The sequence below is a fragment of the Inquilinus sp. NPDC058860 genome, from assembly GCF_042743185.1.
In the GTDB taxonomy this organism is placed as follows: Bacteria; Pseudomonadota; Alphaproteobacteria; order DSM-16000; family Inquilinaceae; genus Inquilinus.
Genome location: NZ_JBHYMS010000060.1, coordinates 23,676 through 44,579 on the forward strand (window position 1 = coordinate 23,676; position 20,904 = coordinate 44,579).

Below are 20,904 nucleotides of genomic sequence, written 5' to 3' on the forward strand. Positions count from 1 at the left end.
TCATTGCGCCGGAACCAGGCCCGGTTCCCCGGCAGCGGGCCGCCCGCCGGCGCCGGACAGCTTCTGCACCCGTTCCAGGACCGCAGCCCGATCCACCGAGCGGCGCTCCGCATCGATGCGCGCGATCAGCAGCTCCGCCCGCTCGACGCTGCCGAGGATCGCGAGGATCGCGCCTCGTTCGGCCGGGGTGATGCCGCCGGCCTTCAGGGTCCGCAGGCGCAGCTCCTCCACCGGCAGGCTCTGGACATGGCCGGCCGGCAGCGTGGGCTCCAGCGGCCCCGTCGGCAGGATCGGACGCAGCGCCAGGTCGAGCCTGTCGAGCGCCGCCGTGACGATGGCCTGGGCCTCGGCCCCGAAGGCCTGCCGCCTGGTCCGGCGGGCGACCTGATGCAGCGCTTCGGCCAGGCTCGCGGTGAAATCCGCCTCCTCGATCAGGCTCGCGACCAGATCGAGCTGGTCATAGGACATGTCCTGCCGGAACAGCGACGCGGTATAGGACCGGATGTCCCGGTTCAGGATGTCGACCGCGACGTAATGCTCGCCGGGGTCCTCGGGCACGCCTTTCCTGCCGCGGGCGATGTCGAGGAAGACCGCCCCGGCCTGGAGGTCCCGCAGCGTCTCGTTCTGCACCGCCGGGACGGCGCGGATCAGGTCGCCCGCGATCGACCGGTCGAGATATTTCGGGGTCGAGTAGTCCTCGATGTCCTCGGCATCGGTGCGGCCGATCCGGACCAGGAACCGCTCGAACACGCCGACGAAGGGAAACAGCAGCAGGGTGTTGAAGATGTTGAAGCCGGTCGAATAGAGGCCGATCGCCACCGGCACCAGGGGATAGGTCTCCTTGCCGTCGACCAGGACCGGCGTGCCCGGATTGCCGCCGAACCAGCCCATCACGTATTCCAGCAGCGGCATCGACAGGAAGAACAGCGGCAGCATCACCGCCACGCCGATGAAGTTGAAGGAGATGTGGGCATAGGCGGCCCGCTTGGCGTTCCTCGAGAGATTGAGCGAGGCCATCCAGGAGGTGATCGTGGTGCCGAGATCGGCGCCGAGCGAGAACGCGACCGCGGTCTGCCAGTCGAGGATGCCGGACGCGCCCAGCCCCATGACGATGCCGATGGTTGCCGAGGAGGAATGGATCAGGGCGGTGATGGCGGCCGCGATCAGCACGCAGGCGATCAGGCCGCCGAAGCTGTCGGCCGACAGGCTCGAGATCACCTCCATGATCTCGGGCATGCCGCGCAGCGGCTTGAGGCCGCCGGTCATCAGGTTGAGGCCGTAGAAGATCAGCGCGAAGCCCATGCAGGACAGCGCGATGTTGCGGGTCTTCTCGCTCTTCCCGAACACGTAGAACAGGGCCGCGACGCCGGCGCCGAGCAGGCCGAGCGGGCCGAGCGGCAGCGCGATCAGGCCGTTCCCCAGGGTGGTGCCGATATTGGCGCCCATGATCACGCTGATCGCAGGCCGCAGCGCCACCACCCCGGCATTGACCAGGCCCACCACCATCACCGTCATCGCGGTGGAGGACTGCAGGAGACCGGTGATCACGGTTCCCGCCACGACGCCCTTGGACGGCGTGCCCGCGAACCTCGCCAGGAGGTCGCGCATGCGGTTCACCGCCAGCGCCTGGATCCCGTTCGACATGAATTCGAGGCCGAGCAGGAAGACGCCCAGGCCGCCGATGATGGGGACGATCATGTCCCGGAAATAATCCACCTGCACGGTATCCCCCTCAGGATGTCGAAATCGGACGGGCCGCGCCTGTCGCCGGCGCTTCGCCCCGTTTGCTAGAGGCCTGCGCCGCCGGGAAGCGAGGCGCGCCAGTAGTCCTTCACCATCCCGACCAGATCTTCGGGCAGCGGCACATAGCCGAGCGCCGCCGCCTCCTTCGATCCCTTGTCCAGCGCGTAGGTCAGGAAGTAGAGCGCCCGCAGCGTGCGCCCTTCGGACCGGTCGCGCTTGTGCATGAGGATGAAGGTCGCCGCCGTGAGCGGATAGGCGCCGGCCGCGTCGACCTCGCCCAGATCGGCATGGAAGTCCTGGTCGGGATCCCAGCGCACGGCCCGGGCGGTGGCCGCGAAGGCCTCCGGGCCCGGGGTCACGAAGGCGCCGGCGTGGTTCTGGACCTGGGCGAAGGCGAGCCCGCTGCGCTGGACCTGCCCGAACTCGGCATAGCCGATCGCGCCCTTGGTCCGCTGCACGGCCTCGATCATGCCGGAGCTGCCCCTGGCGCCGGCCCCGCGGGGCCAGGCGACCAGGGTGTCGGCGCCGACCTGCTGCCGCCATTCGGGGCTCGTGCGCGACAGGAACCGGGTCCAGGTGAGGGTCGATCCCGATCCGTCCGACCGGTGGACCACGCCGATCTGCAGGTCGGGCAGCGCCAGGTCCGGGTTGAGCGCGCCGATGGCCGGATGGTTCCAGCGCTCGATCCTGCCGAGATAGATGTCGGCGATGACGCCGCCCGTCAGCTTCAGCCGTCCCGGCGCGATGCCGTCGAGATTGGCCACCGGCGCGATGCCGCCGAGGACGATCGGGAACTGGGCCAGCCCGCGCTTGCCCGTCTCCGCGGGCGGCAGGGGCGCATCCGAGGCGGCGAAGTCGATCTCGGGCTGGCCGAGCCGCATGATCCCGCCGAGCGACCCGACCGGCTCGTAGTCCACCCCGGCGTCGTTGTTCACGAAGTCGCCATCGCCGGCGCGGTCGCGCAGGAACCCGTCCGACCAGGCGGCGATGATGGGAAAGGCGAAGGTCGATCCGGAACCGCGGATCGGCTCCGCCCGGGCCGGCGTCACCAGCGCCGCCGCGACCAGCGCGAAGACCGCGGCCGCCGCAAGCCGGCAGGGCGCCGCGCCAGGCCGGAGACGAAGGAATGTCGAGACCAAAATCGCCTCGTCGGTTGGATACATTTTTACTAGAAACGCAGTCTAAACGACGGAGATGACCGTTCCGTTAAGACGCCGCCGTCGCGGGTGGCGTTCCGCTGGCAGAGGTGGGGGCCCATCCCTATATTGCCTTTGCACCGCCCGATCTTCCGCCCCGATATCTGGACACCCCCGGCCGCATGGACTCGCAAGCCAACGATACCCTCGACACCGGCGCCAACCCGCTGATCGCGCCCTCGCCGCTGCAGGACCAGGCGGTGCCGTTCGACCGCATCGAGGTCGCGCATTACCTGCCGGCGCTGGACCATGCGATCGGCGAGGCGAAGGCCCGGATCGAGGAGATCCTGGCCAGCCCGGCGGCGCCGGATTTCGAGAACACCATCGTGGCGCTGGAGCAGGCGGGCCAGGAGGTCGACCGCGTCTCCTCGGTCTTCTACAACCAGCTCTCGGCCAAGACCTCGGACGAGCTGCAGGCGCTGGCCGCCGATTTCGGTGGCAAGAGCGCCAACTTCTCCTCCGACGTCTCGCTCGACCCGCGCGTCTTCGCCCGGGTCAAGGCGGTGTGGGACAAGCGGGAGACCTTGACCCTGTCCGGCGAGAAGGCGCGGCTGCTGGACGACACCTACACCGGCTTCGTCCGCAACGGCGCCCTGCTCTCCGACAACGAGAAGGGCGAGCTGCGGTCGGTCGACGAGCGGCTGGCCAAGCTGACCCCCGATTTCCAGCACAACGTGCTGAGGGCCACCAACGCCTTCACCCTGTGGATCGAGGAGGAAGCCGATCTGGCCGGCCTGCCGGAGGGCGCGGTCAAGGCGGCGAAGCTGGCGGCGGAGGAGCGCGGCCGGGCCGAGGCCTGGGTGATCACGCTGGACGCGCCGAGCTACGTCCCGTTCATGACCTATGCCGACCGCCGCGAGCTGCGCGAGCAGCTGTGGCGCGCCTTCAACTCCCGCGCCTTCGGCGGCGAGTTCGACAACCAGCCGCTGATCAAGGAGATCGCGGCGCTGCGCTTCCAGCGCGCGAAGCTGCTGGGCTATCCGACCCACGCCGCCTTCGTGCTGGAGAAGCGGATGGCGGAGACGCCGGCCGCGGTGCACGCCTTCCTGGACCGGCTGCTGAACGCCTCGAAGCCGGCGGCGGAGCGCGACCTGGCCGACATCCAGGCCCATGCCGCGAGCCTCGGCGGTCCCGAGCCGCTGCAGCCCTGGGACGTCGGCTACTATTCCGAGAAGCTGAAGCAGCACCGCTTCACCTTCGACGAGGAGGATCTCCGCCCCTATTTCCCGCTGCAGCAGGTCATCGACGGCGTGTTCGAGCACTGCCGGCGGCTGTACGGCCTGGTGTTCCGCCCGTCCGACGCCTATCCGGTCTGGCATCCGGACGTGAAGGCCTACGAGGTCTATGACGAGGCCGAGGATCGCTATGTCGGCCTGTTCTATGCCGACTTCTTCCCGCGCGCGTCCAAGCGCAACGGCGCCTGGATGACCACCTATCGCGACCAGGGCCTGTATCGCGACGGCATCAAGCGGCCGCATGTCGCCATCGTCTGCAACTTCACCAAGCCGACGGCGGACCGGCCCTCGCTCTTGTCCTACGACGAGGTGCGGACCTTCTTCCACGAGATGGGCCACGCCCTGCACGGCCTGTTGTCGCGCTGCACCTACCGGTCGCTCGGCGGCACCAACGTCTACTGGGACTTCGTCGAGCTGCCGTCGCAGATCTTCGAGAACTGGGTGCAGGAGAAGGACGGGCTGGACCTGTTCGCCAGGCACTATCGTACCGGCGAGAAGATGCCGGCCGAGCTGGTGCAGAAGATCCGCGACAGCGCCCGCTTCATGGCCGGCTGGCAGTCGCTGCGCCAGACCGCCTTCGGCCTGCTGGACATGGCGTGGCACGACGGCGACCCGACCGTGATCGCCTCGGTGCCGGAGTTCGAGCGCAGCGCCACCGCCCGCGCCCAGGTGCTGCCGCCGATCCCGGAGGCCAACACCTCCTCCGGCTTCAGCCACATCTTCGGCGGCGGCTACTCGGCCGGCTACTACAGCTACAAATGGGCCGAGGTGCTGGACGCCGACGCCTTCGAGCTGTTCCGCGAAAAGGGCCTGTTCGACGCGGAGACCGCCCGCAGCTTCAAGGAGAACGTCCTGGAGCGCGGCGGCACCGAGCACCCGATGGAGCTGTACAAGCGCTTCCGCGGCCGCGAGCCAGACCCGGATGCGCTCTTGCGGCGGGACGGGCTGATGTAGCGGTTCGCCGACAGAGCGGTTCGCCCTTTCTCCCTCCCTGTCATGCCGGGCTTGACCCGGGCATCCAGAAGCTGTCGACATCCTCTGGATTGCCGGGCCGAGCCCGGCAATGACACTTTTGAATGTCACTGTCACGACCATGCCTTCGAACATCGACCCGATCGACCGCCGCCGCACCTTCGCGATCATCGCCCATCCGGACGCCGGCAAGACCACGCTGACCGAGAAGCTGCTGCTGTTCGGCGGCGCCATCCAGCTGGCCGGCGCGGTCAAGGCCCGCGGCGAGCAGCGCCGCGCCCGGTCGGACTGGATGAAGGTGGAGCGCGAGCGCGGCATCTCGGTCACCGCCTCGGTGATGACCTACGACTATGACGGCCACACCTTCAACCTCCTGGACACGCCGGGCCACGAGGATTTCTCGGAGGACACCTACCGCACCCTGACGGCGGTCGACAGCGCGGTGATGGTGATCGACGCGGCCAAGGGCATCGAGGAGCAGACCCGGAAGCTGTTCGAGGTCTGCCGCATGCGGAATGTGCCGATCACGACCTTCATCAACAAGATGGACCGCGAGAGCCGCGATCCCTTCGACCTGCTCGACCAGATCGAGCAGGAGCTGCAGCTGCACGTCACCCCGGCGACCTGGCCGATCGGCAGCGGCCGCGGCTTCCTGGGCTGCTACGACCTGTTCCACGACCGGCTGGTGCTGATGGCCAAGGGCGCCAAGGGCGCCCTGCCGGAGCTCGGTGAGACCTGCACCGGCCTGGACGACCCGAAGCTCGATGCGCTGCTGCCGGCCGACGCCGTGGCGACGCTGCGCGAGCAGGTGGAGATGGCGCGCGGCCTGTGCCCGGAATTCGACCTGGAGATGTTCCGTGAAGGCCATCTGACGCCGGTGTTCTTCGGCTCCGCGGTCAACAATTTCGGCGTGCGCGAGCTCCTGGACGGCATCGGCGCCCTCGCCCCCTCGCCCCGGCCGCAGCCGACGGCGGACCGCACGGTGGACCCGGCCGAGGACAACGTCTCGGCCTTCGTGTTCAAGATCCAGGCCAACATGGATCCGAAGCACCGCGACCGCATCGCCTTCGTCCGCCTCGCCTCCGGCCATTTCAAGCGCGGCATGAAGCTGAAGCATGTCCGCTCCGGCAAGCTGATGAACATGCACAACCCGGTGCTGTTCCTGGCCCAGGACCGCGAGCTGGCGGAGGAAGCCTGGGCCGGCGACATCGTCGGCATCCCGAACCACGGCAACCTGCGCATCGGCGACGCGCTGACCGAGGGCGAGGATCTGCGCTTCACCGGCATCCCCAGCTTCGCGCCGGAGCTCTTGCAGCGGGTGCGGCCGGACGACCCGATGAAGGCCAAGCATCTCGGCCGGGCGCTGGAGCAGCTGGCCGAAGAGGGCGCCGCCCGGGTGTTCAAGCCGCTGCTCGACGCCAACTGGATCGTCGGCGTGGTCGGCGCGCTGCAGTTCGAGGTGCTGGCCGACCGCATCCGCACGGAGTACGGCATCCCGGTGCATTTCGAGCCGGCGCCCTACTACACCGCGCGCTGGGTCGAGTCGGACGACCCGATCGCCCTGAAGTCGTTCCAGGACGGCGTGCGCAGCGCCATGGCCGAGGACCATGACGGCGCCCCGGTCTTTTTGGCGCGCAATGCCTGGCACCTGGACACCGTGACCAAGGAGAATCCGGCGCTGCGCTTCCTGAAGACCAAGGAGCAGACGGCGTAAGACGATAGTCCGTAGGTTGGGTTCGCATCGCGAACCCAACACCCAGCTACAGGCATGTTGGGTTCGCATGCGCGAACCCAACCTACGCGGTATGACCGTCTCTGAAACGGTATCCCGCGATCCGCAAAATACAAACCAATCGACAAAATCGATCGGTTCCAGAAAATGAATGCGTTGGATCGGTTGAACGCCGAAGGTCATCTTCGTGACAATTCTGCAACGAGACTGTCATGGCGATCGTCGATCCAGCCCGGCCCTCCCTTCCTGCCACGAACCGCCCGACGGCCGCCCTCGGGTCGATCCCGGGCGCCCGGCTGGTGCCCGGCCTGCTGCTGTGCGGCGCGGTAACCCTGGCCGCGCTGGGGCTGGAGCGGATCGAGGCCGGGCTGTTCGGCCATGCCTGGCTGGAGGCGCTGGTGCTGGCGATCCTGGTCGGCGCCCTGGTGCGCACGCTGTGGACCCCGAGCCAGCGCTGGACGCCCGGCATCGCCTTCAGCGCCAAGACGCTGCTGGAGATCGCCGTCGTCCTGCTCGGCGCCTCGGTCAGCATCGGCGCGATCGTCTCCGCGGGCCCGCTGCTGCTGGTCGGCATCGCCGCCGTGGTGGTGATCGCCATCGCCGCCAGCTACGGCATGGGCCGCCTGCTGGGCCTGCCCCACCGCATGGCGGTGCTGGTCGCCTGCGGCAACTCGATCTGCGGCAACTCCGCCATCGCCGCGGTGGCCCCGGTGATCGGCGCCGACGGCAAGGAGGTGGCGGCCTCGATCGCCTTCACCGCCGTGCTCGGCGTGCTGGTGGTGCTGGGCCTGCCCTTCCTGCCGGCGCTGATGCACATCAGCGAGGTGCAGTACGGCGTGCTGGCGGGGCTGACCGTCTACGCCGTGCCGCAGGTGCTGGCCGCCACCGCGCCGATCGGGGCGATCGCGCTGCAGCTCGGCACCCTGGTCAAGCTGGTGCGCGTGCTGATGCTGGGGCCGATGATCCTGGTGCTGACGCTGGTGACGCGCCGCCGGACCGACGGAGCGGCGCCCACCGCAGGCCGGATGCCGTGGCACAAGCTGGTGCCCTGGTTCATCGACGGCTTCCTGCTGCTGGCCGTGCTGCGCTCCTTCGGGCTGCTGCCCGAGGCGGTGCTGGCCCCGGCGGCGGCGACCTGGCTGACCGTGCTGTCGATGGCCGCGCTCGGCCTCAGCACCGACCTCGGCAGCGTCGCCAAGGCCGGCGGCCGGGTCACGGCGGCGGTGACCCTGTCGCTGCTGGTGCTGGGCGCGATCAGCTTCGGGCTGATCCGGCTGCTCGGGATCGTCTGACGTTCAGGTCCCGGCCGCTGCATCCGGCGAGATCAGAGTCACCGTCGGAAAGTAGGTCCGGTAGCGCTCGACATCGCGTGTGAGGATCGACAGCCCACTGACCTCTGCTTGGCTGCCGATGAAGAAATCGGGCAAAAGCCGATCCCGCCTTCCGCCGGCCTTGCGATATTCCGCGAATGCCTTCCCAGCGCGAAACAGCGCCGGGCGGGTCATCGGCAAGACCTCCAAGCCGGCCCCATCCACAAAAGTGTCGAGTTCCTCGATCCGGGGGTAGCGGATACTCAATTCGGCATAGACGATGTCATTGATCAGAAGCGGCCCACGCTCGGCCGCAGCTTCGAGTTGCTCAAGCGACCATTTCGCCCAGGCCGGGTCCCCGGTCACGATATCGAGCAGGACGTTGGTATCGACCAGCGTCATTCATCGCCGCGCGTGAGCGCCATGATCTCGTCTGTCGTGGGGCCGGGCCCGGCATGTCCGAGAAACTCGGCGAACCGACGTCTCGGGCGCCTCTCCTCGACCACCCCGATCACACGGCCTCGGGCATCTTTCAGCCGCACCGTCCAATTCCCGTCGCGCGTCCGAACGAACTCCATCTTCGTCCCCGGCCGGATATGGAGCTGATCCCGCACGGACTTGGGAATGGTGACGCGGCCTCCAGGCCCCACCGTAGCCTCAGCTGTGCTCATGTGACGTCCATCGAACGATCGGCCTGCAAGGCGTTGCACTCCGACAGAAGATATCATGCGCATCCGCCGATGGCGCCAGGGGTCGCCTCAGAAGATCGACGCCCCCGCATCGGCCCGGCCGGCGGCGTGGCGGAAGGCGGCGAAGAGCTCGCGGCCGACCCCGACATGCGACGGCGCCAGGTCCGCCGTCGCATCCTCCCGCGCGGCCCATTCCTCGGCGTCGATGTCGCGGATCTCGAGCCGGCCGCTGACCGCGTCCAGGCGCAGGATGTCGCCGTCGCGCAGCTTGGCGATCGGGCCGCCGACCGCCGCTTCCGGCGTCACATGGATCGCCGCCGGCACCTTGCCCGAAGCGCCGGACAGGCGGCCGTCGGTGACCAGCGCCACCTTGCGGCCGCGGTCCTGCAGCGCGCCGAGTGGCGGCATCAGCTTGTGCAGCTCGGGCATGCCGTTGGCCTTCGGGCCCTGGAACCGCACCACGGCGATGAAGTCGTGGTCCAGCGCCCCGGCGCGGAAGGCGGCCTGCAGTTCCTCCTGCGAATGGAAGATCTTCGCCGGGGCCTCGATGACGTGCCGTTCCGGCGCCACCGCCGAGGTCTTGATCACCGCCCGGCCCAGGTCGCCGTCCAGCACGCGCAGGCCCCCGGTGGCCTGGAACGGCTCGGCCGCGCCGCGCAGCACCGCGATGTCGCCGCTGGCCGTCGCCGCGTCGCGCCACACCACCTCGCCCTTGTCGTCCAGGCCGGGCTCGACCGTGTAGCGGCCCAGCCCGCCGCCCCAGATGGTGGCGACGTCGCCGTGCAGCAGGCCGGCGCCGAGCAGCTCGCGGATCAGGAAGCCGGTGCCGCCGGCGGCGTGGAAATGGTTCACGTCCGCCTTGCCGTTCGGATAGACCCGGCACAGCAGCGGCACGATCTCGGCCAGATCCGAGAAATCGTCCCAGGTCAGGCTGATGCCGGCAGCCGCGGCCATCGCGACCAGATGCATGGTGTGGTTGGTCGACCCGCCGGTGGCGTGCAGCCCGACCACGCCGTTGACCACGGCACGCTCGTCCATCAGCCGGCCGACCGGGATGAACTCGTTGCCCAGCGCCGTGATCGCCAGGGCCCGCTTCGCCGCCTCCAGCGTCAGCGCGTCGCGCAGCGGCGTGTTCGGGTTGACGAAGGACGAGCCCGGCAAATGCAGGCCCATGATCTCCATCAGCATCTGGTTGGTGTTGGCCGTGCCGTAGAAGGTGCAGGTGCCCGGCCCGTGATAGGATTTGGCCTCGGCCTCCAGGAGCGCGTCGCGCCCGACCTTGCCCTCGGCGTAGAGCTGCCGGGCCTTGGCCTTCTCGTCGTTCGGCAGGCCGGAGGGCATCGGCCCGGCCGGGATGAACACCGCCGGCAGATGGCCGAAGGACAGCGCGCCGATCACCAGCCCCGGCACGATCTTGTCGCAGACGCCCAGGAACACGGCCGCGTCGAACATCTGGTGCGACAGGGCGACCGCGGTCGAGAGGGCGATGACGTCGCGCGAGAACAGCGACAGCTCCATCCCCGCCTCGCCCTGGGTGACGCCGTCGCACATCGCCGGCACGCCGCCCGCGACCTGCGCCGTGCCGCCGACCGCCCGCGCGGCCTGCCGGATCAGGTCCGGATAGCGCTCGAAGGGCTGATGCGCCGACAGCATGTCGTTGTAGGAGGTGACGATGGCGAGGTTCGGTCCCTCGCCCTCGCGCAGCGCGCCTTTGTCGATGCCGCAGGCGGCGAAGCCATGGGCGAAGTTGGCGCAGCCCAGGCGTCGGCGGGCCGGGCCGGCCTCAGCCGCCGCTGTGATGCGGTCGAGATAGGCGGACCGGGCGTCGTGGCTGCGCCGCGCGATCCGCTCGGTCACCTCGGCAATGCGGGCTTGCACCATCGGGCTGGCTCCTTGGCTCACTGTCTCGCCGCCGACCGGGCCAGACAGCACCCTCCGACCCGATCATGCACCATGATCAATACGTTAGAACACTATGTTGAAGTTTTTTCTTAGCCTTCCGGCGGTGCCTCTACGGGCACCAGAAGATCTCGACCGGGCGTTCGGACCGGGTCAGCACGGCGCGGATCGGCATCGCCTCGGCCGGGCCGCACACCAGGGCCGCTTCCAGCACGCGCTGCTTCCCTGCCCCTTCGATATGAAGGCACAGCGTGTCGGCCGCGAGCAAGACCGGAAGCGTCAGGGTGATGCGCGGCTCGCCCGCCGCCGGTGCCCGCATGGTCTCGAGCAGCTGTCCGGCCGCCGGATCCAGCGCCTGTGCCAGCCGGTCGCCGCCCGGGAAGAAGGAGGCGGTGTGGCCGTCGTCGCCCATGCCCAGCACCGCCGCGGCGAAGGGTAGCGGCAGGGCGGCGATCCGCGCCGTCACCTGCGCCATCCCGTCCTCGGGCGTCGGCGCGTCGACATGCAGCGGCACGAAGCGTGCCGCCGCGGCTGAGCCCTGCAGCAGGTGAGCGCGGACCAGCGCAGCGTTGGAGCGATCGGACTCCTCGCCCACCCAGCGCTCGTCGACCAGGGTGACGTCGACCCGCGACCATTCGACCGGCCGCCGCGACAGCGCCTCGAAGAACCGGGTCGGGGTGCGCCCGCCGGAGACGGCGAGCGCGGCCCGGTCGGAGCGGGACAGCCGCGCCGTCAGCGCCGCCGCGACATGGTCGGCCAGGGCGTTCGCCAGCGCTTCGTTGGTCGGGAAGTCGTGGCGGGCGATGGCCATCAGTCCTCGTCCTCATGCCAGGTGCGGCCGTCGCGCTCGATCAGGGCGATCGCGGCGGACGGGCCCCAGGTGCCGGCGGTGTAGGGCTTCGGCGGCTCCTTCGACGCGCGCCATGCCTCGATGATCGGGTCGACCCAGGTCCAGGCCTGCTCGACCTCGTCGCGGCGCATGAACAGGCTCTGGTTGCCGCGGACCACGTCCATCACCAGCCGCTCATAGGCGTCCGGGTTCCGCACGTTGAAGGCCTCGGCGAAGCTCATGTCCAGCGGCACGTGCTGGAGGCGCATGCCGCCCGGCCCCGGATCCTTGATCATCAGCCACAGCTTCACGCCCTCGTCCGGCTGCAACCGGATGACGAGGTGGTTCTGCGAGATCGTGCCGGCCGAGCTGTCGAACACCGAATGCGGGATGGCGCGGAAGGTGACGACGATCTCCGACATCCGCGCCGCCAGACGCTTGCCGGTGCGCAGGTAGAACGGGACGTTGGCCCAGCGCCAGTTCTCGATCTCGGCCTTCAGCGCGACGAAGGTCTCGGTGTGGCTGGACGGGTTGCCGAGCTCGTCGAGATAGCCGGGCACGGCGCCGCCGGCCGACGCGCCGGCGCGGTACTGGCCGCGCACGGTGATACTGTTGACGGTGCCGTCCGAGATCGGCTTCAGCGCCTTCAGCACCTTCAGCTTCTCGTCGCGCAGCGAATCCGCGTCCATCGAGGTCGGCGGCTCCATGGCGACGAGGCAGAGCAGCTGCAGCATATGGTTCTGCACCATGTCGCGCAGCGCGCCGGCGCCGTCATAGTAGCCGGCGCGGCCCTCGACCCCGAGGCTCTCGGCCACGGTGATCTGGACATGGTCTATATGCGAGGCGTTCCACAGCGGTTCGAACAGGGCGTTGGCGAAGCGCAGCGCCATCAGGTTCTGCACCGTCTCCTTCCCGAGATAATGGTCGATCCGGTAGATCGACTCCTCGGGGAAGACACGGCCGATGGCGTCGTTCAGCGCGCGGGCCGAGTCCAGATCCTTGCCGATCGGCTTCTCGACCACGACGCGGGCCCGCTCGGTCACGAGGCCGTGCTGGCCGAGCTGGCTGCAGATCTCCTCGAACAGGTCGGGCGAGGTGGCGAGATAGAAGATGCGGATGCGGTCGGTGTTGTCCTGCAGCGCCTCGGCCAGATCCGGCCAGCCCTTCTGGGCCGTCGCATCGACCGCGACATAGGACAGCCGCGCCAGGAAATCGTCCAGCACCGTGCCGGCCTGCTCCGCCGACGGCACATGCTCCAGGATCGCCTTGCGGGCGAAGTCACGGAACTCCGCATCCGACATCGGCCGCCGCGACGTGCCGATGATCTTCGCCCCCGGCGGCACCTGCCCGGCCTTGTCGCGCTCATAGAGCGCCGGCAGCAGCTTGCGCTGGGACAGGTCTCCCGTCGCGCCGAACACGACGATGTCGAACGGCTCCACGGCGATGACGCGCGCGATCATGTATCCAACCCTCGATCACATCGAGCCGCTGTTATCGGCGGCTCGGCGGCCGAGTGCCAGCGGGAAATGCGGGCCGAGGGCCGGCCCGGCGCATGCGTCGGTTGAGTCAGGCGCGGGTGCGGCCCGTCGCCGCTCCGCGCCTGCCCAAAGGCTGGGCAATTGCCCAGGAATCAACCCCGGGCGCGCGGCGACGGCCCGTTTCTGGCCGCCCCCCTGCCCCGGCCGGTTCCCGACGCCTTGCCCTTGGCCGGCGCGGCGCGCTTCGCCGGTGCCGCCTTGCCGTTTCCGCCCTTGGCGGCAGGCTTCGCGGCCTTGGCGGGTTTCGCGGTCTTGCGCGGCCTTGCGGCTTTGGCCGGCCTCTCAGCCTTCGCCGGCTTCGCGGCCCCGACCGTGTAGGCGACCTCGCCCTTGTCGAAGCGGAAGACGACGCGGTCGCCCTCCTTCACCTCGCCCTTCAGCATCCCCTTGGCCAGCCGGGTCTCCACCAGCTGGCGGATCTGGCGCCGCAGCTCGCGGGCGCCGTATTCGGGCTGGTAGCCCTCGGCGGCGAGGTGGTCGACCAGCGTGTCGTCGATCACCAGCTCGATGTCCTGCCCGCGCGCTGTGCCGACCACCCCGTCCAGCTGCAGCCGGACGATCTGCCTGATCTGGTCGCCGGTCAGGCCGTGGAAGATGATGATCTCGTCGATCCGGTTCAGGAACTCCGGCCGGAAGTGCTGGCGCAGCACGCCCATGACGTCGTCCCGGACGCCGCTGGCGCCGGCGTTGAAGCCGATCCGGTTCTGCCGCCCCATGATGATGTCGGAGGCGAGGTTCGAGGTGGCGATGATCAGCGTGTTGCTGAAATCGACCACACGCCCCTTGCCATCGGTCAGGCGGCCGTCGTCGAACACCTGCAGCAGCACGTTGTAGACGTCCGGGTGCGCCTTCTCGATCTCGTCGAGCAGGATCACGCTGTAGGGCCGGCGGCGCACCCGCTCGGTCAGCTGACCGCCCTCGTCATAGCCGACATAGCCGGGCGGGGCGCCGATCAACCGGGACACGGCGTGCCGCTCCATGTACTCGCTCATGTCGACGCGGATGATCGCGTCCTCGTCGCCGAACACCACCTCCGCCAGGGCCTTGGCCAGCTCGGTCTTGCCGACGCCGGTCGGGCCCAGGAACAGGAAGTTGGCGATCGGCCGGTGGCCGCGCTGCAGCCCGGCCCGGGACAGGCGGACGGCGTCGCTGACCGCCTGGATCGCCTCCTCCTGCCCGATCACGCGGCGGTGCAGCCGCTCCTCCATCTGCAGCAGCTTGGCCTTCTCCTCGGCCGTCAGCTCGGTGACCGGGATGCCGGTCAGCTTCGACACGATCTCGGCGATGTGCTCGACCGTGACCTCGGCGGTGCTGGACCCGATGCGGTGCTTCCACGCGTCGGTCAGCTCGGCCAGCGTCTTCTCCTTCTCGGCGACCTGCTCCTCGAACGCCTTGGCGCGGTCGAAGCGCTTGCGCGAATTGGCGTAGGCCTGCTCGCGCTTCAGCTGCGCCACCTCCGATTCCAGCTCCTGGATCTCGGCCGGGCGCGAGGTGATCGACAGATGCACGCGGGCCGCCGCCTGGTCGATCAGGTCGATCGCCTTGTCCGGCAGGAAGCGGCCGGAGACGTAGCGGTCCGACAGCTCGGCCGCGGCCACGAAGGCCTGGTCCTGGATCGTCACCTTGTGGTGGCCCTCCAGCCGGTCGCGCAGGCCGCGCAGGATGTTGACCGTCTGCTCCACCGTCGGCTCGGCGACGAAGACCGGCTGGAAACGCCGCTCCAGCGCCGCGTCCTTCTCGATGTGCTTCTGGTACTCGTTCAGCGTGGTGGCGCCGATCAGGTTCAGCTCGCCGCGCGCCATCGCCGGCTTGAACACGTTGGCGACGTCGAGCCCGCCCTCGCCGCCGCCCTGCCCCGCGCCGACGATGGTGTGGACCTCGTCGATGAACAGCAGCAGGTCGTCGCGGTGCTCGGCGATCTCGTCCATCACCTGCTTGACCCGCTCCTCGAACTCGCCGCGGAACTTGGAGCCGGCGACCAGGCTGTTGACGCTGAGCTCGACCAGCCGCTTGTCGCGCAGCGTGTCCGGCACCTCGTTGTTGACGATGCGCTGCGCCAGCCCCTCGACGATCGCGGTCTTGCCGACGCCCGGCTCGCCGATCAGCACCGGGTTGTTCTTCTTGCGCCGGGCCAGGATCTCGATCGTGGTCTCGACCTCCTTCGACCGGCCGATCACTGGGTCGAGCTTGCCCTCGCGCGCCAGGGCGGTCAGGTCGCGGCTGTACTTGTCGAGCTGCGGCGTGTTGGACGGGCCTTCGACCCGCCCTTCCTCCGCGCCCGTGCCGACGGTGCGCACCGTCTGCTGCCGCAGCGCCTGCGGGGTCAGCCCGTATTTCCGCAGCAGGTTGCCGGCGAAGCTCTCCGGCACCTGGGCGAGGCCGAGCAGCATGTGCTCCGGCCCGACATAGGAGTGGCCGAGCTGGCGCGAGATCAGGAAGGCCTGGTCCAGCGCCGCTTTCATCCGCGGCGAGACACCGATCTCGGTGCGCGGCCCCGCCTCCTCGGTGCCGCGCAGGGCGTTCTGGTCGATGTAGCCGCGCAGCTCCTCCGGCGAGATCTTGAAGCGCCGCAGGATCGCCTGGACCACCTCGCTCTCCGCCAGCTCGTAGAGCAGGTGCTCGGTGTCGACCTCGCGCTTGCCGAACTGCACTGCCCGCTCCGCCGCGCGCTGCAGCAGCTCCTTCGACTGCTCGCTGAAATGGCTCTGCAGGTTCAGGGCCGCGCGCTCGGGCCCCGGCGGGCCACGCCGCGGCACCCCGCCGGCAGGCACGGTCTGGCCGAAGAAATCCTCCAGCCCGGAGCCGCGGACCAGCGCCTCCAGCGGCGAGACGTAGCGCTGATGCCGCGCCAGCTGCTGGTAGTGGTAATCGCAGACATCGAGCTGCCGGCGCTGGCCGTTCTGCAGCACCGTGACGCGCACGGTGGCGGGCCGCTCCTGGCAGATGTCGCAGAGCTTCTGGGGCATGGTGACGTCTCCATTCCGGGTCCGGGTCGGCCTTCGGCCTGTTGCGGGACGGCCCGGGCGTGCGTCCGGGTCGGAAGATGGGCTGCTCCCCTTTCCCCGCCAACGTCTGGCGTCGGCGGCGGTTCCGGCGCAAGGCCCGATGCCCCCGCCGAAACGCGAATTTAAGCATCGCCCCGGCAGCATCCCCCTGGTCAAGTCGGAACGAACGCCATGCCAGTCGCCCATCTCCTCGCCCGCCGCGAAAAGCAGCGCCTCGACGACGTCCTGCGCGCCGCCGTCGCGGTCGAGCGGCGGCTGGCCGGGCTCGAGCGGCGGGACCGGGACGATGTGGCCGAAACCGGCCGGCAATTCGCGGTCGCCGACGCGCACGGGCTGCGGCAGATGCCGGCCTATCTGGCCGGGCTGCGCGCCCGCCGGGCCGCCCGGGCGGCGGAACGGGCCATGCTGCAGGCGGAGCTGGAGGCGCTGCGCCGGCGCATCCTGCTGCATCACCGCGAGGCGGAGAAGTTCGAGACGGTCGACGCCGCCCGCCGCGAGCGGGAGCGTCGCGAGCGCGACGCCAAGGCACGGACCGCGATGGCCGAGCTGGCGACGATCGGATTCGCCCTGCGCCGCCGCTCCTCTTGACGTCGCTCCCCAGCCGCGCTTCCCTCTTGCGTCTTTCGTAGAGTTAAAAAGCACAGGAGGGGCGGATGCGGACGGACGCCATGCCGATCGTGGATATCGCCGGCACGCCGCATGAGCGCGGCCGGGCGCATGGCGAGGCGCTGCAGCCGCAGATCGCCGAGATGGTCGAACGCTGGAGCCGCCGGGTGGAGACGCGGACCGGCGGCGGGGTCGGCGCCTTCCTCGGCCGCTTCCTGGCCGAGACGGATTTCCGGCCGGCGATCGCCCGCTGGACGCCGGAGCTGGAGGACGAGATCCGGGGCATCGCCGAAGGCGCGGGCCAGCCGGAGGAGATCATCTTCGCCCTGCAGCTGCTGGACGAGGAATGGTGGTATGGCGGCGCCGAATGGCCGGCCCATTGCAGCAGCCTGGCCCTGGCGCCGCGCGGCGGCCAGCCGGCCCGGGTGGCGCAGACGCTGGACCTGCCGCAATGGCGCGAGGGGCTGCAGGCGATGCTGCGCGTCACCGACGCGGAGGGCGGGCCGGCCTTCATCTTCACCTGCGCCGGCATGATCGGGCTGATGGGCGTGACCGCCCGCGGCTTCGGCCTGTGCGTCAACACCCTGATCCAGCTGAGCCACAGCCGCACCGGGCTGCCGGTCGCCTTCGTCGTCCGCGGCGCGCTGGCCCAGCCGGACCGGGCGGCGGCGACACGCTTCCTGGCCGCGGTCGACCATGCCTCGGGCCAGAACTACGTGCTCGGCGACCGGCACGGCGTCGCCATGCTGGAATGTTCGGCCGGGGCCAAGTCCGAGCACCGGCCCGGCGCCGACCGGCTGTGGCACACCAACCATCCGCTGGCCAGCAAGGACCTCGCGTCGGGCGGCATCGGCGACGACTGGCGCACGGATTCGGTGCTGCGCTGCGCCGCGCTGGAGCGTCGCCTGGCCGATCCCGCGGCCCCTGCCGACCTGGCGGCGGTGAAGGCCGCCCTGGCCTCGCGCGACGACCCGGCCTCGCCGGTCTCGATCCTGCCCGACCCGGCGGCGTCACCGGACAAGGGCTGCACGCTGACCGCCGTGATCTATGAGTTCGGCGATTCGACCATGCTGCACTATACGGGCGGTGCCCCCTCCGCCACCGACTGGGCGACGCTGCGGGTGGGCTGAACGCCAACCTCCGCCAAGGCGGCAGCCAGCCGCTCCTGCCCCTCTGCGGCCGGCATGCGCTCCTGCCGGTCCTGGGCCAGGAAGCGCTCCAGCGCCGGCAGCACGCGGATCGCGGCGTCGACGTCGGGGTCGGAGCCGGCGGCGTAGGCACCGATGCGGATCATCTCCGCCACCCCCTCATGCACCGCCAGCAGCTGCCGGGCACGGGCGGAGACGGCCAGCGCCTGCGACGCCAGCGCCCGGTCGACGGCGCGCGACAGGCTGCGCAGCACGTCGATCGCCGGAAAGCGGCCGGCCTGGGCGATCCGGCGCGACAGCACGATATGGCCGTCGAGGATGCCGCGCACCGTGTCGGAGACCGGCTCGTCATGGTCGTCGCCCTCGACCAGCACGGTGAACAGCGCGGTGATGTCGCCCTGTGCCCCGCCACCGGTGCCGGCGCGCTCCAGGAGGCGCGGCAGCTCGCCGAAGACCGAGGGCGGATAGCCGCGCGTGGTCGGCGGCTCCCCGGCCAGCAGCCCGATCTCGCGCAGCGCCGTGGCGTAGCGGGTCAGCGAATCCATCAGCAGCAGCACGGTCAGGCCGCGGTCGCGCAGATCCTCGGCCACCGCCATGGCCAGATGGGCGGCGTCGCGGCGCAAGAGGGCGCTCTCGTCGGAGGTCGCGACCACGACCACCGAGCGCGCCAGCCCCTCGGGCCCCAGCCCGTCCTCGATGAACTCGTTGACCTCCCGGCCGCGCTCGCCGACCAGCCCGATGACGATGGCGTCGGCCTCGGCGCCGCGCGCCAGCATCGACAGCAGGGTCGACTTGCCGACGCCGGCGGCGGCGAAGATGCCGAGGCGCTGGCCGCGGCACAAAGGGGTGAAGGCGTCGATCGTCCGGATTCCGGTCTCAACCAGCGGCCCGAGCCGTCGCCGCATCGTCGACAGGGGCGGCCTGCCGCGCAGCGGCCGCGGCGCGTCGCCCGCCGCGATCGGGCCGCAGCCGTCGATCGGCTCGCCCAGGCCGTTCACCACCCGGCCGAGCCAGGCGGCCGACGGGCGGATCAGCGCATCGCCCTGGCGCAGCTCGACCGCTTGGCCGGGGGCGATTCCGGCCGGGTCGTCCAGCGCCATCAGCACCGTCCGCCCGTCGCGGAAGCCGATCACCTCGCCGCGGATCCCGCGGGCCGGCGCCCCGCCGCCGCCGGCCAGCACCGTGCAGCGGTCGCCGAGCGCGATGCGGTGGCCGAGGCCGCCGGCCTCGATCGTCATCCCGGCCGCGGCGGCGACATGGCCGCGCAGCACCGGCCCCGGCAGCGCCGCGATCTCGGCCGCCGCCTGCCGAAGCAATTCCACCGCACGAGTCGGTCCTGTCATCGCATGAGTGCCTTGAATCCTTGTTGAAGCCGCCCGCTGAATCCTTTATTCGAATTCCTGTCGGACACAATTCCTTTTAAGTCCGAGCGAAAATTACCGGAAATTCGGGGGATCGCGGCATGGACATCAAGGCGATCGGGGTGGTCGGCCTGGCCGACAGCCGGATGACCTGGCTGGCCGAGCGGCAGAAGGCGGTGGCGCAGAACGTCGCCAATGCCGACCAGCCCGGCTATCGCGCCCGCGACCTGCCGCCCTTCGCCGAGATGCTGAGCGGGGCGCAGTCGCGCCTGGCCCTCGCCGCCACCCGCCCGGCGCATCTGGCCGGCACCCGGCCGGGCGGGCCGCTGGCGCCGCGGCCGGTCGAGACCTGGGCGGCCGACCCGAACGGCAACTCGGTCAATCTTGAGGAGCAGATGGTGCTGTCCGGCGAGATCCGGGACGCCTACGGCCTGGCCGCCGGCGTGTACCAGCGCAGCATGGGCTTCTTCCGCATCGCCACCGGACAATCGTGACGGGAGCCGAGGCATGGATCCGCTGAGCGCGGCGATGAAGGTCGGGGCCTCGGGCCTGCGGGCGCAGAGCCTGCGGCTGCGGGTGGTGGCCGAGAACGTCGCCAATGCCGACACCACCGCGGCCCAGCCGGGCGGCGACCCGTATCGCCGCAAGACCGTGACCTTCGCCTCGACCCTCGACCGCGCCAGCGGGGCGGAGGTGGTGGAGATCCGCCGCGTCGGCACCGACCAGAGCGCCTTCCCGCTGTCCTATGACCCCGGCCACCCGGCCGCGGACACCGCCGGCTACGTCAAGCGGCCCAACGTCAACACGGTGATCGAGATGGCCGACATGCGGGAGGCCTCGCGCAGCTACGAGGCCAATCTCTCGGTGATCGAGCAGGCGCGGGCGATGCTGTCCCGCACCGTCGACATGCTGCGCGGCTGACGCCATGGCCCTGCCGCCCCTGCTGCTGCAGCCGGTTGCCCCGGCCGGCGCCACCGCCGCCCCCCTGCCCGCCGCCGCAGCGCCGACCAGCGCCCCGGCCGGCCCGGCCGCGACCAGCTTCGGCGAGGTGCTGCGCGACGCCGCGACCTCGACCATGGACAGCCTGCGCGGCGCCGAGCGGGCGTCGCTGGCCGGGCTGCGCGGCGATGTCCCGGCGCAGCAGGTGGTGAACGCGGTGCTGGAGGCCGAGACCACGCTGCGCACGGTGGTGAACATCCGCGACCGGGCGATCGCCGCGTACAACGAAGTCATGCGCATGGCCATCTGACCCAGCGCCCCGATGAACGAGACCGACATCATCCAGGTGCTGCGCGACGGGCTGTGGACCTCGATCCTGGTGGCCGGCCCGGCGCTGGCGGTGGCGCTGGTGGTCAGCCTCGGCATCGCCCTGTTCCAGGCCCTGACCCAGGTGCAGGAGATGACGCTGACCTTCGTGCCCAAGGTCGTCGCCATCATCGCCACCGTCATGGTCGCCCTGCCGCTCATGTTCCAACTGCTGACCGGGCTGATGGAGCGGATGACCGACATCATTGTCCGGCTGTGATGGGGCTGAAGGAAATCCGGCACAGTCAAAAGAAGTCCCCCCTCCCCTTGCGGGTGGGGGGGAGGGGGAGGGGTCTGCGCGCGTCCGCGCGCGAATGGGCAGGGCACCGAACTCAC

17 protein-coding genes and 1 pseudogene are annotated in these 20,904 nt (G+C 70.2%); 9 read left to right on the top strand and 9 right to left on the bottom strand.

Translation table 11 applies throughout. From position 1 onward, the window contains the following. Positions 1-1,698, bottom strand: coding sequence for a Na/Pi cotransporter family protein (locus ACFW16_RS29705; protein ID WP_380312030.1), 1,698 nt, complete (start codon positions 1,696-1,698; stop codon positions 1-3). 89 nt (positions 1,699-1,787) lie between these two features. Next, the gene (gene pstS, locus ACFW16_RS29710) at positions 1,788-2,882 is read right to left on the bottom strand and encodes a phosphate ABC transporter substrate-binding protein PstS (protein WP_380312032.1); all 1,095 of its coding nucleotides are present in this window, start codon (positions 2,880-2,882) and stop codon (positions 1,788-1,790) included. A 179-nt stretch (positions 2,883-3,061) separates the two neighbouring features. Between pstS and ACFW16_RS29715 the strand changes: the two genes are divergently transcribed. The 3 genes from ACFW16_RS29715 to ACFW16_RS29725 all read left to right on the top strand — a co-directional run bounded on the left by ACFW16_RS29715 (position 3,062) and on the right by ACFW16_RS29725 (position 8,170). Continuing rightward, complete coding sequence (locus tag ACFW16_RS29715; protein ID WP_380312035.1) at positions 3,062-5,128, top strand: M3 family metallopeptidase; 2,067 nt, start codon at positions 3,062-3,064, stop codon at positions 5,126-5,128. 139 nt (positions 5,129-5,267) lie between these two features. Further along, complete coding sequence (locus ACFW16_RS29720) at positions 5,268-6,860, top strand: peptide chain release factor 3 (RefSeq protein ID WP_380312037.1); 1,593 nt, start codon at positions 5,268-5,270, stop codon at positions 6,858-6,860. Between the two features lie 230 nt (positions 6,861-7,090). Next, the gene (locus ACFW16_RS29725) at positions 7,091-8,170 is read left to right on the top strand and encodes a YeiH family protein (protein ID WP_380312039.1); all 1,080 of its coding nucleotides are present in this window, start codon (positions 7,091-7,093) and stop codon (positions 8,168-8,170) included. A gap of 3 nt (positions 8,171-8,173) precedes the next feature. Here the strand turns inward: ACFW16_RS29725 and ACFW16_RS29730 are convergent, their stop codons facing one another. From ACFW16_RS29730 to ACFW16_RS29755, 6 genes and pseudogenes are all read right to left on the bottom strand, one after another. Then, positions 8,174-8,590, bottom strand: coding sequence for a type II toxin-antitoxin system VapC family toxin (locus tag ACFW16_RS29730; protein WP_380312041.1), 417 nt, complete (start codon positions 8,588-8,590; stop codon positions 8,174-8,176). Further along, positions 8,587-8,922 (bottom strand): AbrB/MazE/SpoVT family DNA-binding domain-containing protein, encoded by a 336-nt coding sequence (locus ACFW16_RS29735; protein ID WP_380312043.1) that lies wholly within the window; start codon positions 8,920-8,922, stop codon positions 8,587-8,589. Before ACFW16_RS29735 ends, ACFW16_RS29730 begins: the two co-directional genes overlap by 4 nt. Positions 8,923-8,946: 24 nt before the next feature. Beyond that, positions 8,947-10,758 (bottom strand): phosphogluconate dehydratase, encoded by a 1,812-nt coding sequence (gene edd, locus ACFW16_RS29740; RefSeq protein WP_380312044.1) that lies wholly within the window; start codon positions 10,756-10,758, stop codon positions 8,947-8,949. A gap of 130 nt (positions 10,759-10,888) precedes the next feature. Next, positions 10,889-11,587 carry a 6-phosphogluconolactonase gene (gene pgl / locus ACFW16_RS29745; protein ID WP_380312046.1) on the bottom strand — a complete coding sequence of 233 codons (699 nt, stop codon included), beginning with the start codon at positions 11,585-11,587 and terminating at the stop codon, positions 10,889-10,891. Beyond that, positions 11,587-13,065: a glucose-6-phosphate dehydrogenase gene (zwf, locus tag ACFW16_RS29750; RefSeq protein ID WP_380312048.1), complete on the bottom strand. Its 1,479-nt coding sequence runs from the start codon at positions 13,063-13,065 to the stop codon at positions 11,587-11,589. The genes pgl and zwf overlap by 1 nt, the downstream gene beginning before the upstream one ends. Positions 13,066-13,316: 251 nt before the next feature. Beyond that, positions 13,317-16,109, bottom strand: a pseudogene (locus ACFW16_RS29755) (AAA family ATPase); the annotation flags it as partial. A 210-nt stretch (positions 16,110-16,319) separates the two neighbouring features. Here ACFW16_RS29755 and ACFW16_RS29760 point away from each other — a divergent pair. Together ACFW16_RS29760 and ACFW16_RS29765 are read left to right on the top strand one after the other, a co-directional pair. Continuing rightward, positions 16,320-16,736 (top strand): hypothetical protein, encoded by a 417-nt coding sequence (locus ACFW16_RS29760; RefSeq protein WP_380312050.1) that lies wholly within the window; start codon positions 16,320-16,322, stop codon positions 16,734-16,736. A 65-nt stretch (positions 16,737-16,801) separates the two neighbouring features. Further along, the gene (locus ACFW16_RS29765; protein ID WP_380312052.1) at positions 16,802-17,884 is read left to right on the top strand and encodes a C45 family autoproteolytic acyltransferase/hydolase; all 1,083 of its coding nucleotides are present in this window, start codon (positions 16,802-16,804) and stop codon (positions 17,882-17,884) included. On the opposite strand, the gene ACFW16_RS29770 is transcribed toward ACFW16_RS29765, so the two are convergent. Further along, the gene (locus ACFW16_RS29770; RefSeq protein WP_380312053.1) at positions 17,830-19,224 is read right to left on the bottom strand and encodes a FliI/YscN family ATPase; all 1,395 of its coding nucleotides are present in this window, start codon (positions 19,222-19,224) and stop codon (positions 17,830-17,832) included. The two genes, ACFW16_RS29765 and ACFW16_RS29770, sit on opposite strands and share 55 nt — an antisense overlap. Positions 19,225-19,364: 140 nt before the next feature. On the opposite strand from ACFW16_RS29770, the gene ACFW16_RS29775 reads away from it, so the two are divergent. Genes ACFW16_RS29775 through ACFW16_RS29790 form a run of 4 tightly spaced genes read left to right on the top strand, consistent with a single transcriptional unit; the run spans position 19,365 to position 20,788 of the window. Further along, positions 19,365-19,757: a flagellar biosynthesis protein FlgG gene (locus tag ACFW16_RS29775; RefSeq protein ID WP_380312055.1), complete on the top strand. Its 393-nt coding sequence runs from the start codon at positions 19,365-19,367 to the stop codon at positions 19,755-19,757. A 13-nt stretch (positions 19,758-19,770) separates the two neighbouring features. Further along, positions 19,771-20,184 (top strand): flagellar basal body rod protein FlgC, encoded by a 414-nt coding sequence (gene flgC / locus ACFW16_RS29780; RefSeq protein WP_380312057.1) that lies wholly within the window; start codon positions 19,771-19,773, stop codon positions 20,182-20,184. Between the two features lie 4 nt (positions 20,185-20,188). Then, positions 20,189-20,512, top strand: a complete 324-nt coding sequence (locus ACFW16_RS29785) for a flagellar hook-basal body complex protein FliE (protein WP_380312059.1) — start codon at positions 20,189-20,191, stop codon at positions 20,510-20,512. Positions 20,513-20,524: 12 nt separating this feature from the next. Next, complete coding sequence (locus ACFW16_RS29790; protein WP_380312061.1) at positions 20,525-20,788, top strand: flagellar biosynthetic protein FliQ; 264 nt, start codon at positions 20,525-20,527, stop codon at positions 20,786-20,788. Positions 20,789-20,904 lie beyond the last annotated feature (116 nt).

What these genes read in the sequence shown, in the direction of transcription:
- ACFW16_RS29705 (WP_380312030.1), bottom strand. Translation starts at nt 1,698, where the DNA reads ATGATCGTCCCCATCATCGGCGGCCTGGGCGTCTTCCTGCTCGGCCTC.
- ACFW16_RS29715 (WP_380312035.1), top strand. Translation starts at nt 3,062, where the DNA reads ATGGACTCGCAAGCCAACGATACCCTCGACACCGGCGCCAACCCGCTG.
- ACFW16_RS29720 (WP_380312037.1), top strand. Translation starts at nt 5,268, where the DNA reads ATGCCTTCGAACATCGACCCGATCGACCGCCGCCGCACCTTCGCGATC.
- ACFW16_RS29725 (WP_380312039.1), top strand. Translation starts at nt 7,091, where the DNA reads ATGGCGATCGTCGATCCAGCCCGGCCCTCCCTTCCTGCCACGAACCGC.
- ACFW16_RS29730 (WP_380312041.1), bottom strand. Translation starts at nt 8,590, where the DNA reads ATGACGCTGGTCGATACCAACGTCCTGCTCGATATCGTGACCGGGGAC.
- ACFW16_RS29735 (WP_380312043.1), bottom strand. Translation starts at nt 8,922, where the DNA reads ATGCGCATGATATCTTCTGTCGGAGTGCAACGCCTTGCAGGCCGATCG.
- edd (WP_380312044.1), bottom strand. Translation starts at nt 10,758, where the DNA reads ATGGTGCAAGCCCGCATTGCCGAGGTGACCGAGCGGATCGCGCGGCGC.
- pgl (WP_380312046.1), bottom strand. Translation starts at nt 11,587, where the DNA reads ATGGCCATCGCCCGCCACGACTTCCCGACCAACGAAGCGCTGGCGAAC.
- zwf (WP_380312048.1), bottom strand. Translation starts at nt 13,065, where the DNA reads ATGATCGCGCGCGTCATCGCCGTGGAGCCGTTCGACATCGTCGTGTTC.
- ACFW16_RS29760 (WP_380312050.1), top strand. Translation starts at nt 16,320, where the DNA reads ATGCCAGTCGCCCATCTCCTCGCCCGCCGCGAAAAGCAGCGCCTCGAC.
- ACFW16_RS29765 (WP_380312052.1), top strand. Translation starts at nt 16,802, where the DNA reads ATGCGGACGGACGCCATGCCGATCGTGGATATCGCCGGCACGCCGCAT.
- ACFW16_RS29775 (WP_380312055.1), top strand. Translation starts at nt 19,365, where the DNA reads ATGGACATCAAGGCGATCGGGGTGGTCGGCCTGGCCGACAGCCGGATG.
- flgC (WP_380312057.1), top strand. Translation starts at nt 19,771, where the DNA reads ATGGATCCGCTGAGCGCGGCGATGAAGGTCGGGGCCTCGGGCCTGCGG.
- ACFW16_RS29785 (WP_380312059.1), top strand. Translation starts at nt 20,189, where the DNA reads ATGGCCCTGCCGCCCCTGCTGCTGCAGCCGGTTGCCCCGGCCGGCGCC.
- ACFW16_RS29790 (WP_380312061.1), top strand. Translation starts at nt 20,525, where the DNA reads ATGAACGAGACCGACATCATCCAGGTGCTGCGCGACGGGCTGTGGACC.